The 15,394-nt window shown below is 46.1% G+C and carries 10 protein-coding genes; 5 read left to right on the top strand and 5 right to left on the bottom strand.

From position 1 onward, the window contains the following. Window positions 1-13: 13 nt before the first annotated feature. Both LAY41_RS08005 and LAY41_RS08000 read right to left on the bottom strand, forming a co-directional pair. A complete protein-coding gene (locus tag LAY41_RS08005) occupies window positions 14-1,432 on the bottom strand; it encodes a protein kinase domain-containing protein (RefSeq protein ID WP_249096079.1) in 1,419 nt (472 codons plus the stop codon). 149 nt (window positions 1,433-1,581) lie between these two features. Further along, window positions 1,582-2,604, bottom strand: coding sequence for a LysR family transcriptional regulator (locus tag LAY41_RS08000; RefSeq protein WP_249096349.1), 1,023 nt, complete (start codon window positions 2,602-2,604; stop codon window positions 1,582-1,584). A 205-nt stretch (window positions 2,605-2,809) separates the two neighbouring features. On the opposite strand from LAY41_RS08000, the gene LAY41_RS07995 reads away from it, so the two are divergent. From LAY41_RS07995 to ndhD1, 4 genes are all read left to right on the top strand, one after another. After that, entirely contained in the window at window positions 2,810-3,523 is a 714-nt protein-coding gene (locus LAY41_RS07995; protein WP_249096348.1) for an NnrU family protein, read from the top strand. Between the two features lie 231 nt (window positions 3,524-3,754). After that, window positions 3,755-4,138: a thioredoxin family protein gene (locus LAY41_RS07990; protein WP_249096077.1), complete on the top strand. Its 384-nt coding sequence runs from the start codon at window positions 3,755-3,757 to the stop codon at window positions 4,136-4,138. Between the two features lie 201 nt (window positions 4,139-4,339). Next, a complete protein-coding gene (locus LAY41_RS07985; protein WP_249096076.1) occupies window positions 4,340-6,415 on the top strand; it encodes an NAD(P)H-quinone oxidoreductase subunit 5 in 2,076 nt (691 codons plus the stop codon). Between the two features lie 170 nt (window positions 6,416-6,585). Then, complete coding sequence (ndhD1, locus tag LAY41_RS07980; RefSeq protein ID WP_249096075.1) at window positions 6,586-8,169, top strand: photosynthetic/respiratory NAD(P)H-quinone oxidoreductase subunit D1; 1,584 nt, start codon at window positions 6,586-6,588, stop codon at window positions 8,167-8,169. Between the two features lie 230 nt (window positions 8,170-8,399). Here the strand turns inward: ndhD1 and LAY41_RS07975 are convergent, their stop codons facing one another. Together LAY41_RS07975 and LAY41_RS07970 are read right to left on the bottom strand one after the other, a co-directional pair. Next, entirely contained in the window at window positions 8,400-8,852 is a 453-nt protein-coding gene (locus LAY41_RS07975) for a hypothetical protein (RefSeq protein ID WP_249096074.1), read from the bottom strand. Between the two features lie 45 nt (window positions 8,853-8,897). After that, window positions 8,898-10,289 (bottom strand): M50 family metallopeptidase, encoded by a 1,392-nt coding sequence (locus LAY41_RS07970; protein ID WP_249096073.1) that lies wholly within the window; start codon window positions 10,287-10,289, stop codon window positions 8,898-8,900. A gap of 655 nt (window positions 10,290-10,944) precedes the next feature. On the opposite strand from LAY41_RS07970, the gene LAY41_RS07965 reads away from it, so the two are divergent. Then, complete coding sequence (locus LAY41_RS07965) at window positions 10,945-14,547, top strand: S8 family serine peptidase (RefSeq protein ID WP_249096072.1); 3,603 nt, start codon at window positions 10,945-10,947, stop codon at window positions 14,545-14,547. Window positions 14,548-14,851: 304 nt separating this feature from the next. On the opposite strand, the gene LAY41_RS07960 is transcribed toward LAY41_RS07965, so the two are convergent. Continuing rightward, window positions 14,852-15,394 carry a hypothetical protein gene (locus LAY41_RS07960; RefSeq protein ID WP_249096070.1) on the bottom strand — a complete coding sequence of 181 codons (543 nt, stop codon included), beginning with the start codon at window positions 15,392-15,394 and terminating at the stop codon, window positions 14,852-14,854.

The following is a 15,394-nucleotide window of genomic DNA, read 5'->3' as shown; positions in this document are numbered from 1 at the left end:
TTTGTGCTAGAAGTTAAAACATTATGGAAAGTAGTTTATAAATCAAACGAAATAGAGCTGTTACTGCGATCGCTAACAATCCTGCCCCAATGACCAAAATAACGAAATCTGGAAAAGCTAGTCCAGCACGCAAAAACGGGAGAAACCAGACGATCGCAAACCCAATACCCCCAATAATCAGCAGATCGACCTTTTCGATCGTCCGGCGGTACTGGGCAAAGATTAGACCGCCTAAAATTAGCATTCCCAATCCTATGCTAATCGGCGACAATCCTAGCAGACTGTGAAGGGCAATTCCCAAAAGTCCGGCCATCATACCGCTGAATCCCCCGTTACCCAACAATTCCAGCGTGGAAAAGGCCCCAACTGCACGTCTTGATGGCATACTGGTCGGCTGGGCGACCGCAGTCAGGGGCGGTTGAGTAGTGGATGGGGGGGGAACTGTGGGCTGTGATATAGAGGGAGGAGGGGGTGTCTGCGGTGGTTGGTGTGGAGTGAGTGCCGCCAGCACTTCTTGAGCTGATTTAAAGCGTAAATTTGGGGTTGGTAGAAGCATCCGGTCTAAAACATTGGCGTTGCGATCGCTCACTTGAACAAAGTTTCTCCAATTCCACTTGTTAGTATAAGAATCGAATAGTTCCTTCGGCTCTTTGCCTGTCAGCAATGTCAGACAAGTCACAGCTAAAGCATACAAATCAGTTGATGGGTAGACTTGACTACCAGACATTTGTTCTGGAGGGGCAAATCCCATTGAATAAATTCCGGTGGAACCCCCAGTTGAGGCTACTTTCGTCACTTGTTTGACTGCCCCAAAATCTAGCAGGTACAGACGACCTTGGCGATCGCGCATAATGTTGGAAGGCTTGATATCGCGGTGAATAGAACCCTGTTCGTGAACAAACTGCAATACCGATAGAATTTGCCGCAATACTTCCAATACTTCATTTTCTGAAAACTTGCCTTTTTTATCTAGTTCTTCTTCAAGATCTTCCCCATCTATGTATTCCTGCACAAGATAAAAAAATTGATCTTGCTTTCCGGGCGGAAAACTTGGGACATTTAATTCAAAGAAAGCAAACAATTCTGGAATCTGGGGGTGTTGGTTGCCCAATTCCTCCAAAACTTCTGCTTCCCTAGAAAACAGATTTTGAGCAGTTACAAACTGCTGCGGCGTTAAATACCCAGCAGGTTTGAAGAGTTTTACCACGCACCGACGCATGGCTGGCGTATCGCGATCGCGTGCCAGAACTGCCACTCCAAATCCTCCCTGCCCCAACAGCTTCAATGGCAGATAGCGGTCTCTTAATATCAGGGGCATCCCGCAGGTCATACAATACTTTTGAGACACCCTCTTAAGAGTAGCCGGATCGTCTAAATCCGAGAACAGATTAAGGGGTCGAGGGCAGTTTGGACGAGTGCAGTAAATTTCCATAAATTAGGAACTTGGTATTAGTAGTCGGGGATTAGCAAAAGTTAAAAGATAAAAGGCAAAAAAAACTTGATTTCTGGTTTCTTTTGACTTTTGACTTTTGACTTTTGACTTTTGACTTTTGACTTTTGCCTTGTCAAGCCCCAGCCCCTTTAACTGCCGTTGGTCGAGACACTTTTATGTGGTTCCCCAGCAGTTGCTTTATGGGAATAACCAATTACTGAAGGTGTTTCTAGAATATCTTTTCCCCATCCCGGATTGGCAAACAGGGGCAGTATTTCGCGGCTAAAGGCTTCTGCTGCTTTTGAACGATAACGATTGGGACTGGCAATCACCGATAGCATCCGCTTGACGACCACATCTTCAATTGTGGCGCGGTGGAGAAAACCCATCTGCAACTCTTTTTCTATTGCCGAAATGGAAACGAAAGCAGCTCCTAGCCCCGACTGGACGGCATTTTTAATTGCCTCAATCGAATTTAATTCCATTTCGACTTTTAGACGGCGAGTATCGATGCCCCAGCGCGTCAGTACCTGGTCAATCACCTTACGAATGGTCGATTGGGAGTCTAAAGCTATAAATTGTAGCTTGTAGAGGTCATCTTTTTGGATGATATCGACTTTAGCAAAGGGATGAACTACAGGCAAAATTAGTGCCAACTCATCTTCTAGGTAAGGCTTTATTTCCAAAGCTTCTACCAGTTCCGAAGGAATTTCCCCTCCAATAATAGCGAGATCTACTTGTCCGTTCGCCACACTCCATGCTGTACGCCGTGTGGAGTGAACGTGCAATTGCACGGATACATCCGGGTATTTTTGCCGGAATAAGCCAATCATGCGGGGCAGGAGATATGTCCCGGTGGTTTGACTGGCTCCTACAATTAAGGTGCCACCCTGAAGGTTTTGCAGATCTTCGATCGCGCGACAAGTTTCTTCACAAAGTGATATTATTCTTTCGCCATAGCTGAGCAGGAGATGACCGGCTTCTGTCAGTTGTGCCCGTCGCCCCCCTCGGTCGAATAACGGCACATCCAACTGCCGCTCTAAGTTTTGCACCTGCAAGCTGACGGCGGGTTGCGAGACATAAAGACTGTCGGCAGCGCGTTTGAAGCTTCCCTCGGCGGCGATCGCCTTAAGAATACGCAACTGATCTAAAGTGAAAGGAAGGTCAGACATAACTGGCTTACCTGTAAAGGTGGAAGGAGCCTTGAGCGAAAAAACTATGACTGTCTGGGCTTTGAAAAAGCGCTTAGAGCGAATTATTGTTGTGATGCCTCTGCTGAAATCGAAATTAACATAACGAGGGATCGTTTCCACTGAGAATATTTGTGGCACGAACTGTGGGGTAATCGATCGAAGTGAAATTTCTTAAGTATTTATGATGTTATTTGCTTGGCTGACTCCCAGCCATTTCGCTATTCTGGGGTTGCTTTTGGGTTTTGCGATCGCTCACAGCGGTTTAGCTGCCCTCCGTCCGTGGGGTGAAAAACAGATTGGCCCCAGGGCTTACCGCATTCTGTTTGCTCTGGTTAGTCTGCCGCTAGCTGTCGTAACAATCCTTTACTTTTTTAACCATCGGTACGATGGCTTGCAACTATGGCAAGTTCAGGATATACCGGCAGTGCAACCCTTGGTATGGGTGTTGTCAGCTGTGTCTTTCCTGTTTCTCTATCCTGCTACATTTAACCTGCTGGAAATTGCTGCGATCGAAAAACCTCAAGTTCATCTCTACGAAACTGGCATTATTCGCATCACCAGACATCCTCAGATGGTGGGACAGGTAATCTGGTGCATCGCTCACACACTCTGGATTGGTACCACTTTTACCGCAGTCACGTCAATTGGCTTGATTCTGCATCATTTGTTTGGCGTCTGGCATGGCGATTATCGCCTTCAGTCTCGTTATGGCGAAGCCTTTGAAGCGGTGAAAGCTCGCACTTCTGTTATTCCCTTTCTCGCTATGCTCCAAGGGCGTCAAACGTTTGTATGGCGGGAGTTTATTCGGCCAGCTTACCTGGGTTTAGGTGTTTTTGTGCTGCTGTTGTGGTGGGCTCACCCACTTTTAATGAGGGTTACTGCTAGCGTTCGCTTTTAGTAGGGGCTAGGGGCTAGGGAAGTCAAAAGTCAAAAGTCACTCATTCAAAAGTCAAAAGTCAAAATGGGCATGGGGGAGGGGGCTAGAGGGCAGCAGGTGAGATTTACCAATCCAAAATCCAAAATCCAAAATCCAAAATCTAAAATCTACCAATAAGCCACACGATCCCGAATCGATGTAACATGATCCCAACGCCATATCAAACCCATATAAACCTTAGCTTGAGGGATCATGCTGCTGTCGGTTAACGAACGGACGTTTACACAAGAAGTTTTAAAATCTCCCATTCCGGTGCTAGTTCATTTTTCGGCTCCCTGGTGTGGTTTGTGTCGAATGATTAGCCCCCAATTAATTCGGTTTCAGGCAAAATGCGGCCAAAACGTCAAGCTAGTAAGTATTAATGCTGACGATAATTTTAAACTGGCTCATAGTTATCAACTGACAACTTTGCCAACCCTGATTTTGTTTGAAGACGGCCTGATTGCGTATCGTCTCGATCGTTTCCAAGGTCGGGATGACCTTTCTGCGGCATTGGATTCCATTTGCCTGGGTTATGCAGACCGTAGCAAACGCCAACGCTTAGAGCCGATCGAATATCAAAGTTATTCCGCATAGCTTGGGGAAGGGGCCAGGGGCAAGCGATTGCTGCTTGCCCCTTACCCCCTCCCCCACAAAGCCAGGGCAAGTTCTTCACCACCCCACCCAGATTAATCTGGGTGGGGTATTTTATGGAACCAGAGAAGGCGAAGATGTGTGTCACAATTGTTAACGGTTTTGCTGTCCCTTGAACGAACAACTTTAAAGTAGGCATTAGTGATGGAACCGATCTATCAGTATGCTTGGCTAATACCCGTCCTGCCCCTTTTCGGGGCGATGTTAGTCGGCATCGGGCTGATTTCGTTTAATAAATTTACGAACCAGTTGCGGCAGTTGAATGCCGTGTTTATAGTCTCCCTGCTGGGAGCGGCAATGGTTCTATCCTTTGCTTTGCTCTGGAGTCAATTTAAAGGCCACGAACCCTATATCCGCACCCTGGAATGGGCGTCGGCTGGTAATTTTCATCTCCAAATGGGCTATACGATCGATCATCTGACAGCCCTGATGTTAGTAATCGTGACGACGGTAGCCTTCCTGGTCATGGTCTATACAGATGGCTACATGGCTCACGACCCTGGTTATGTACGCTTCTACGCCTACCTGAGCCTATTTAGCGCATCGATGTTGGGTTTGGTAATTAGCCCAAACTTGGTGCAGGTTTATATCTTCTGGGAACTCGTCGGGATGTGTTCCTACTTGCTGATTGGCTTTTGGTACGATCGCAAGGCAGCAGCAGACGCTTGTCAAAAGGCGTTTGTTGTCAACCGGGTAGGCGACTTTGGATTGCTGCTGGGAATTCTCGGTCTTTATTGGGCTACCGGCAGCTTTGAGTTTGATGTTATGGGAGCCCATCTACACGCTTTTGTAGAATCGGGCTATGTCAGCGCCGGTTTGGCAGCTTTGTTGGCGATTTTAGTATTTATGGGGCCGGTGGCGAAATCCGCTCAAGTGCCGTTGCACGTTTGGTTGCCGGATGCGATGGAAGGCCCAACCCCCATCTCAGCTCTCATCCACGCAGCGACGATGGTGGCTGCTGGGGTATTCCTGATTGCGCGGATGTATCCGGTGTTTGAAGACATCCCTGTGGCGATGAATACGATCGCCTGGACGGGTGCTGTCACAGCCTTTGTTGGGGCAACCACCGCTATTACCCAAAACGACATTAAGAAGGGTTTGGCCTATTCCACGATGTCCCAGCTGGGCTACATGGTAATGGCAATGGGGGTAGGTGCATACAGCGCTGGGTTGTTTCACCTGATGACCCACGCTTACTTCAAAGCGATGCTGTTCCTTGGTTCTGGGTCGGTGATTCACGGCATGGAATCAGCGGTCGGTCACGACCCTGCTTATGCTCAGGATATGCGGATGATGGGCGGTCTCAGGAAATATATGCCGATCACCGCAATTACCTTTTTGATCGGAACTTTGGCTATCTCCGGTATCCCACCGTTTGCAGGATTCTGGTCAAAAGATGAAATCCTGGGTTCTACCTTTCAAGCTAATCCAGTTCTGTGGGCGATCGGCTGGGTGACCGCTGGAATCACCGCTTTCTATATGTTCCGAATGTATTTGACCACCTTTGAGGGCAAATTCAGAGGGAACGAAGAAGATGTGCGGAACAAGATTACAGCAGAAGTGTTACAGAGTCAGGGTTTAGCTTTTGGCCCTGGCGCGATGAATCCGCAAGAACTGACCGTAGAAGAAGCTCACGATAGTCACAGTCACGGTCACAGTCATAGCCATTCTCCCCACGAGTCACCGATTACGATGACTCTGCCGCTGATGATTTTGGCGATTCCCTCGATGCTGATTGGCTTGATAGGAACTCCTTTTGGCAATTACTTCGAGGAATTTATCCATCCGGCGACAGAATTAGTGGCCGAGTTGCCAGCAGAAGCAGGACACGAAAACTTGACAGAATTCCTGATTATGGCAGGCAGTTCTGTCGCGATTTCGTCGATCGGAATTACGCTGGCTTTCTTGATGTACTTTTGGGGCAAGATTGATGCGAATGCGATCGCGCAAAAAATCCCCTTCTGGTATAAGCTGTCGAAAAACAAGTGGTACTTTGACGAAATTTACAATAACCTCTTCGTTCAAGGTAGCCGCCGCTTAGCCAGAGCAGTTATGGAAGTAGACCTCAAAGTGGTCGATGGTGCTGTCAACCTAACAGGCTTAGTTACCCTCTTAAGCGGTGAAGGTCTGAAATACTTGGAAACGGGCCGCGCCCAATTCTACGCCTTGATCGTGTTTGCAGCAGTCCTCATCACCGTGATTTTCTTTGGCGTAACGTGAGAAGAAGGGGCTAGGAGCTAGGGGCTAGGGGCTAGGGAAGAGGGAAGAAAATTGCTGCCCCACTCCCCCACATCCCCCACTCCCCCACTCCCCCACTCCCCCACTCCCCCACTCCCCCACTCCCTTACTCCCCCACTCCCCATTTCCTATTCCCCATTCCCTTATTCCCAATGAATTTTCCTTGGCTGACAACGATAATCCTGTTTCCCATCGCGGCGTCCCTGCTGATACCGATCGTGCCGGACAAAGACGGCAAAACGGTGCGATGGTACGCCCTCACAGTCGGACTGATTGATTTTGCTCTGATTGTTTACGCTTTCTACACCCAGTACGACTTAAGCAATCCAAATCTGCAACTGGTAGAAAGCTATGCCTGGGTGCCTCAACTCGACTTAAATTGGTCGGTTGGGGTCGATGGGTTATCTATGCCTCTCGTGTTGCTGACTGGTTTCATGACAACCCTGGCAACTTTGGCAGCTTGGCCGGTAACGCTAAAGCCGAAGTTGTTTTATTTTTTGATGCTGGCGATGTACGGCGGTCAAATAGCCGTGTTTGCTGTCCAGGATATGCTGTTGTTTTTCCTGGTATGGGAACTGGAATTGATTCCGGTTTACCTGCTGCTGTCAATCTGGGGCGGTAAGAAGCGCCTTTACGCGGCTACTAAGTTTATTTTGTACACAGCGGGCGGTTCGCTATTTATTTTGGTAGCGGCGCTGGCGATGGCGTTCTACGGCGATACTGTGACGTTCGATATGAGTGCGATCGCCGCTAAGGACTACGCCCTGAATTTCCAACTTTTGATGTATGCAGCGTTTCTGATTGCTTACGGGGTTAAGCTGCCGATTATTCCATTACACACTTGGCTTCCCGATGCTCACGGTGAAGCTACCGCACCAGTACATATGTTGCTGGCTGGTATTCTCCTGAAAATGGGGGGATATGCCCTGCTGCGGATGAATGCGGGGATGTTACCTGACGCTCACGCAGTTTTCGCGCCAGCTTTGGTGATTTTGGGCGTTGTGAATATTATTTACGCCGCTCTCACTTCTTTCGCTCAGCGGAACTTGAAGCGCAAAATTGCTTATTCGTCAATATCTCACATGGGATTTGTGCTAATTGGGTTTGCTTCTTTTACCGATTTGGGCACCAGTGGCGCAATGCTGCAAATGATTTCCCACGGTTTGATTGGGGCGAGTTTGTTCTTCCTGGTGGGAGCGACTTATGACCGGACGCATACTTTAATGTTAGATGAAATGGGTGGCGTCGGTCAGAAAATGCGTAAGATGTTCTCGATGTGGACAGCTTGTTCGCTGGCGTCTTTAGCATTGCCGGGAATGAGCGGTTTTGTGGCAGAGTTGATGGTGTTTGTCGGTTTTGCAACCAGCGATGCTTACAATCCCACTTTTAAAGTGGTGGTGGTATTCTTGGCAGCGGTTGGTGTTATTTTGACGCCGATTTATCTGCTGTCGATGTTGCGAGAGATTTTTTACGGCCCGGAAAACAAGGAGTTAGTCGCACACGAAGCTTTAATCGATGCGGAACCGCGAGAAGTGTTTATTATTGCTTCTCTGTTGGTGCCGATTATTGGGATTGGGTTTTATCCCAAACTTGTGACTCAAATGTATGATGCCACAATGGTGAAGCTGACGGCCCGATTGCGTGCGTCGGTGCCAACGCTAGCGCTGAAAACAGAAGATACAGCTGTGCCGATGGCGTTGCAGCAAATGATGCGTGCGCCGGTAATTGGCGATTGATGAAATGCTCGATGCCGTTATGTGCGGCTAGAGGAATAAAGCCCCCATCAGGGGGTTTTTTGTTCGGGGAATTTGATGTTATAGCAAATCCGCTTGTCTAAACTCTTTTTTACCCGACGACTAAAGTCGCGGCTACACAAACAAAGCCCGCCTGTGCGGGCTTCAAAAAAAGGGGTAGTTAACCCGGATGTGGTATTAAGAATGAAAATTGGCGTTGGTACACAAATATATCAAGATGCCTTGAAGAATTCTAGCCACTGAATTTCCCCATCTTCTGCATTATCAATAGGTGGAACAACAGCAGCAAAATTAGTTTCTTTTGGCTGAAATACCTGTTTACCCTGCTGAGATAAATTAACTCGGTTAAGTTCCAATCTGATACGCTTTTTAAACTTACTTTTACGGCTGTGTTTTAGCAATGCACCTGTACCTATTACACCCAACGCCACTAAAGTCCAAGCAGTAGAAGATTCTGGAATATTGCGAGTGGTTCCGTTACCATCAAAATCAAACCCCCCACCATTCGGGTCAGATGGGTTAAACGAACCGCCGCCAGATGGGTTAGTAACGTTGTTCTTGCAGGGATTGGGATACAAGCTATATGCCTTAGCTGACTCAGTACCCATTACTATTGTTACTGATATCGCTGCTGCGATCGGTAAAAAACTACTTTTCCTCAACATCTTCATCAAACTTACCTCTTTAACGATAATTACCCTTGAAAAATTTTACCTTAAATTCGCTAGCAGCAAATTGCCAAGCCAAAACAGCAAGTAACCGAAAACCCAAACAATATAGATTAAACAGCAAGGTGCATAAGCTGCTAAAATTAATTGGTCGTTCGGTCGTTCTAAACTTGGTTCTCCCTTTAGCATCTGAGCGTAAAATTTAAAAGACTTTTGACGCAAATTGTTAATTCCAGTCATAGCTACTGCTAAATAGTAACCATCAAACCGATTCAGCGGATTAAGATTTAAAGCCAGTGTCAGTTGTGCTGCTACCATCAGCAAGTAGCTAGTTTGATGCAGCCAAGTTACTGAATTTGACAACATCCAGATCCATAAAGCTATTGCCCAAATTACCAACTGACACAGCACTCCAGCTACCATTACTAAAGCTCTTTGTCTGCGTTTTACCAAACTGTAAGCATCGGTAGTATTAGTATAAGCTCCCGGTAGCAAACATATAAACATTAATCCGATTTCTGGTACAATACCTCCGTAATGTTTTAAAGTAAAAGCATGACCGAGTTCGTGAAGAGAAACTACCAGCATTATCAGCAAAGCGAAGGGAAGAATTAGGTTAGTAAATCCCTTACTCCACAAATCACGACTTGCTTGGATGATTTCTGCTTGTCGCGATATGCCAATGGCAATAGAAGATGATAAAAATGCCAATAGTAACGCACTAAATATGGGATTAAAGATAAAGCGAACTTTATTAAGATGCTGCGTTAGCCAACTATCGGGATTGAATAGGGGAAACTTGAAAAAAAGTAATTGCAGTAAGGTGAATTTTCTGGGTGGTTTAGCTGGTTTGGTTCCTTCTAACATTCCCGTCGCTGCTAACATCTGCAACAGGTATTCTAGTTGCTCTCTGCTGATATCGTATTTTTCGATAATTTCTGGTAAAGGTAATTTCCCAAGTTGGGAAATTACAGGTTTATCGATATCGTTTACTTGCAGAAATGCGATATCTTCTGGATTGCGTAATAGCCAATAACCATCTGGGTGGCGTATCCACTGTACTGTTGGTTTGAGAGGGGGAATGGAAAAGTTGGGAATTTCAGGCGTTGGTTCAAGTTGTTGTTCTTTGGTTGCAGTTTCTAGTATTCCCAAATCGGTTAATTTTTGCTGGAATTTTACGACGAAATCATCTTCAATTGTTTGATGGCAAAGAAAAGAGCAGGAATCTTGTACTTGACCCATTGTAAACTGCCCCGTAAAGTGGCGCAGGGCGTGACCTTCAGTTGCTTCAAATTCGTAGCGGCGGTTGTCTGTTTTAGATTGCAGAATGACTTTATTGGCTTTGCGAAGTTGCCCTAATTGCCAATTGACGGTAATATCGGGACAGATGCTGTCCCGCCATTTTTTTGCATCTGTTTTTTTGCCCAACTGCATAAGTAAGGTATTGTAGATATTCCCTGCTGACAATTAATTGCTTAAGTGAAAACACTTAAATTCTCTGCTGAATGCTGTTTTGGTTTCAGTAAATATCTCGGATGACCGTGAAATTACTGAAAATAGGTATGTTGTTGCGCTTCAGCGCTTTAGCGCAACAACTTACCTACTACTAACTAGCAATTTGCGTTAATTAATTGAAAGTATACAACGAAAAGCTAAATTATTGCAGGTCTTCATTAAAAAAACATAATAAACATCGTTATGTAAAAGATTGTGTAAAGAGTATAGGAATTTACATTTAGTGTCTAAATTAAGTTGATATCATCTGACCGTATTTATAAAACAAATTTAGAAACGAGTCATGTAGGTGCGATCGCAAACTTCTGGCTTAGCTGTGAAAAGATATTTTTCGGTGATAAGCGATCGATCTAACTAGGCTAGGACTTACGCACTCAGATCCCCCTAAATCCCCCTTAAAAAGGGGGACTTTGACTGAATTTCCCCCCCTTTTTAAGGGGGGCAGGGGGGGATCTCTGGGTTTGAAAACACGCACTAGGGGGTATCTAGGTTTCAGACTTCAGTGCGTAAGTCCTATAGGCCCAAAAAGTCAATAAATCCAAAATCCAAAATCCAAAATCGAATGGGGGTGCGTATGAGTTGGTTTGAGAAAGGTGCCAAAAAGGGAAAGCAGCCTAAAAAATCTACGAAAAAGCAGATGTACTGGCCGGGAGAAACCTGCATCCTGGAACCAATTATTACTCCCAGCGCCCCGGTTGTCCCTGGAACCGACCATGCGATAAACTCGCTGATACTGGATTTTCACTTTTCTCTGCCAGATTTACATTTGGCAACAACTGGTTTGATTGACGCGCCAGATGGTACTATTCCTCACGTTACTGCTGGTGTTGATAGTCATGGGGTTGCAAGTACCTCAGTAGATCCTATCCATACTGGGGATGTGCCGATCGCTCATCCAGAGATCGAACCACTTCCTTATATTTATAATGATTTGGGCAATGCGGATTTTTGTCCGGCAGATCCGTTTAACCCAACCGATCCTAATCTGTTTCCTGTTGACCCTGGTGTTCCGGGTGTACCGATTAATCCCAATCCTGGGGCGGGTGGGGGTACGATCGGTTTTCCTGTCGATCCTAGCAATCCGCCGCCGATCGTACTACCCTTAGATCCGCCGGGGGGTGTAAGGTTTGATTTCAAGAAGGCAGACCAGCCGATTATCGGTGTGATCGATACTGGGTTTAGCGGTAATAATCCCGATATTGACTATAGCAATGTTACTTTAGGGCATGATTATATAGATAATGATGCCAATCCGTTGCTGCAAAACGGTGAGGGAAACGAACATGGTACTCATGTATTGGGCGTGATTGCAGCGAAACAGGATAACGGGATTGGCATTGATGGAATTAACGATAAAGTACCGATTTGGGTGAGTCGGGCGACTGGTTCGGGACATTGGGCTGATTCTCTGATAGAGTTTGTGAATCATGCCAAAGAGTCGGGACAACCGAATGCGGTGGTGAATCTGAGTTTGGATTTGACTCAGGTGAATCCCGATGGTAGTGTGACTACTCGTTATGAGTTTACCCCGGCTGAACGGGCGGCGCTAGAGTATGCCAGACAAAATCATGTTTTGATTGTGGCGGCGGCGGGAAATGATGGCGGCGTGATGTCCGTTTTGGGACAAGCTTCTCAGGAGTTTGACAATATTATTACGGTGGGGTCTGCTGATGGGACGCAGCGGGCGGATTATTCTAGTTATGGTTACGGTTTGGACGTGATGGCGGATGGGGGTACAACTGAACATCCGGTATTGTCTACCGTTGGTGATGGTGTGGGGACGATGGCGGGGACATCGGTAGCAGCGGCGGAAGTGACGGGTGCGGTGTCTCAGGTGTGGGCGGCAAATCCAGGGTTAAATTATCGTCAGGTAATTGATATTTTGGAGAAGACGGCGAGGGATTTAGAGACAGCGGGATGGGATGCACAAACGGGTTTTGGGTTGGTGGATATTGAGAAGGCGGTGGAGTTGGCGAAGGCGACAACGCCGGAAGAGTATAATCCTGAAAAGTTCTCTACGCCTACTACTTGGGATGGTGAAGGAAATGTAACACCTAGCGAACGCGCTGTTGCGACTCAATTTTTGGGCAAATACTATGAATGGGATTCCTACACTATTAAATCAGAAGATACGCTAAGTGCGATCGCTCTCCGAACAATGGGCAGTAGTTCAGCCACTTACTACAACTTTATTGCCCAGAAAAACGGCATTGCTAACCCCAACTTAATTTATCCGGGTCAAACAATCCTGATACCGCGACAAGTATCAGCACCAGTTAACTTAAACAATACGGTTGGATATGATGGTACTTCAACCATTCAAAGTTACATCGATACTTTAAATCGCAACGGTGGTAAAACCATCTTAGGTTCTCCAACTAATAACGTGCATTCCTGGCAAAGTGGTTACACCCAAGACTTTTCAGGCGGTTCTGAAGGCAAGGGTGCGATTATGAAAGCTAATGGCAGCACTAACTCTTACTGGGTTGGCAGTGACTTTTGGAGTAAATTCTTAGAAGTAGGTAGTGCAGGTGGAATTTTGCACTATCCTACATCCGATCGTTACAGCACCAATAGTGGTTGGCGACAAAACTTCCAAGGTGGTGCAATTCTCAAATCATCGAAAGGAATTTTCCCTGTATTTGGCGGAATTGGCGCTCACTATCTTAACAGCGAAAATGGCGAAAAAGGTCGATTAGGCTTCCCCATCAGTGGAGAAATTGCCATTGGTAATGGTGTGGTTATTCAAAACTTCGAGAACGGTCGGATTGTCTACGGTGATGGCCCAACTCGGACAGAAATGAATAGTCAGCCACCTAATCTTGTTACCTCTGTCACCATTAATGGCTACACAGTTAACGGTGACTTCTATTCAGTTTTCAAGAATTATCAAGGAACGCTTGGAAATCCGATTTCAGGAGTAGTTAATCACGCCAATGGTGTCACCGAGCAACTATTCCAAAATGGTTCCATTATCAGCAGCAAATATGGAACTTTCCCACTCTATGGTGACATTCGTCAAACATACTTGAATAATAGTGGATTGAACGGCTGGCTAGGTGCGCCAACCAGTGCAGAAGTTCCACAAGGTAACGGTGTGGTTAAGCAAACTTTTGAAGGTGGTTACATTATCTGGAATGGAAAGACCGCAACAGCTTATCGCACAGGTAGTAACAATCCGGTTCAGCCGATAACATCTACACCTACGCCTGCTTCAGTTCAGAATATTATTCTTAAGCCTGGAGCATCCAACTTGAATTTTTCACGGGGTCAAAAGTGGATTACTTCTACAGGCTATAAGTTTAGCTTCCAGCAAGATGGGAATTTAGTGTTGTATAATCCCCAAGGAAGGGCAATTTGGGCTACTGGAACTTTTGGTACAAATGTCGATAGATTTTCAGTTCAATCCGATGGCAATGTTGTACTTTACGATCACGGAAAAGCAGTTTGGGCAACGGATACCGCAGGCAATCCAGGTGCTTCGTTTGCAATTCAAAATGATGGGAACCTTGTTGTTTATTCGTCGAATGGCAAGCCGCTATTTAATACAGGTACGTATGGTGGCCGGACTGGTACATTTACAGCCTCCCAAAATTGGTTGAACAAACACAGTAATGGTGGTGGAAGTGGAAAATACTATCCTCAGCTTGCGTCTTTGACAAAAGCCAACTGGAATTATCAAAGTAAGGACAACTTGTTTTTTGATGGAAAACCTGGAAATGGAGAAAGTTTATCAGCAGTCAAACAAGTTTACTCCGATCTTTCTAATGGTATCTTTGGCTCTTATAAAGCAATGACGGCTGGATACTTTGATAACACAAATTATAGTGGCAAACACTATGGCATTGATATGGCTGGTCTCGCTGGTAACTCAGTGAAAACTGTCGTTGGAGGTACAGCTACTTTAGTGCAAAATATTGCTGGTAATTACTTTATAGGCATAAAAGGTGATGATGGCAATCTCTGGATTTATGGGCATTTAGAAAATTACTCAAAGGGGATTATTGGTAAGCGTGTAGAAGCTGGCACTAAGATTGGTACAGTTTTTGATGGTGCCTACTTTAATGGTAACTGGATGGCTCAACATTTACATTTGGAAGTTCATCAAGGTCATACATACAATCGTGCTAAGTCAATCAGCCCTCTTGAAGCTTACTGGAAATTAAGGAATTTATGACAACAGTAGAGTAGGGTGGGTAATACCCACCTTACGATTATCTAATTCCCTGATTTTCACTTGCTTTCTTGACGATCGCGATCGCACTCCCTCCCCCATTCTAAAGTGCGATCGCCCTTTTCCTCCCCCAACAAAAGAAACCGGGTTTTTCAGATCGCCTTTGCCTCTTAACCGATATCTTATGCAAAAACCCGGTTTCTCAACTTCAGGCGACCTCAACCATTTCTCCAAAGTGCGATCGCGTAGCGTGCCGTAGGCATATCGCGTTTTTTTGAGAATTGCGATCGCCTTTTCTCTCTTTCAACTAAGGGCGATCGCTTTTTTTGGGGATGGGGAGTGCGATCGAGCTTTTTGGGGGATGAGGAATGCGATCGCTTTTTTTGAGGATGGGGAATGCGATCGCTTTTTTGGGGATGAGGAGTGCGATCGCTTTTTTTGAGGATGGGGAATGCGATCGCTTTTTTTGGGGATGAGGAGTGCGATCGGGCTTTTTGGGGATGGGGAATGCGATCGCTTTTTTTGGGGATGAGGAGTGCGATCGGGCTTTTTGGGGATGGGGAATGCGACCGAGCTTTTTGGGGGATGGGGAATGCGATCGGGCTTTTTGGGGGATGGGGAGTGCGATCGAGCTTTTTGGGGGATGAGGAATGCGATCGTTTTTTTCGGGATGAGGAATGCGATCGAGCTTTTTGGGGATGAGGAGTGCGATCGAGCTTTTTGGGGATGAGGAGTGCGATCGAGCTTTTTGGGGATGAGGAGTGCGATCGAGCTTTTTGAGGATGGGGAATGCGATTTTCAAATTAGCTAGAAATGCGATCACCTTTTCCTCAAAACCTTTTTTAATCAA

Source organism: Argonema galeatum A003/A1 (assembly GCF_023333595.1).
Classification (GTDB): Bacteria; Cyanobacteriota; Cyanobacteriia; order Cyanobacteriales; family Aerosakkonemataceae; genus Argonema; species Argonema galeatum.
This window is presented reverse-complemented; position numbering and strand designations above follow the sequence as displayed.

Coding starts and splice junctions, on each gene's coding strand:
- LAY41_RS07970 (WP_249096073.1), bottom strand. CDS start 10,289: ATGCAGTTGGGCAAAAAAACAGATGCAAAAAAATGGCGGGACAGCATC.
- LAY41_RS07965 (WP_249096072.1), top strand. CDS start 10,945: ATGAGTTGGTTTGAGAAAGGTGCCAAAAAGGGAAAGCAGCCTAAAAAA.
- LAY41_RS07990 (WP_249096077.1), top strand. CDS start 3,755: ATGCTGCTGTCGGTTAACGAACGGACGTTTACACAAGAAGTTTTAAAA.
- LAY41_RS07975 (WP_249096074.1), bottom strand. CDS start 8,852: ATGTTGAGGAAAAGTAGTTTTTTACCGATCGCAGCAGCGATATCAGTA.
- LAY41_RS07995 (WP_249096348.1), top strand. CDS start 2,810: ATGTTATTTGCTTGGCTGACTCCCAGCCATTTCGCTATTCTGGGGTTG.
- ndhD1 (WP_249096075.1), top strand. CDS start 6,586: ATGAATTTTCCTTGGCTGACAACGATAATCCTGTTTCCCATCGCGGCG.
- LAY41_RS08000 (WP_249096349.1), bottom strand. CDS start 2,604: ATGTCTGACCTTCCTTTCACTTTAGATCAGTTGCGTATTCTTAAGGCG.
- LAY41_RS07985 (WP_249096076.1), top strand. CDS start 4,340: ATGGAACCGATCTATCAGTATGCTTGGCTAATACCCGTCCTGCCCCTT.
- LAY41_RS08005 (WP_249096079.1), bottom strand. CDS start 1,432: ATGGAAATTTACTGCACTCGTCCAAACTGCCCTCGACCCCTTAATCTG.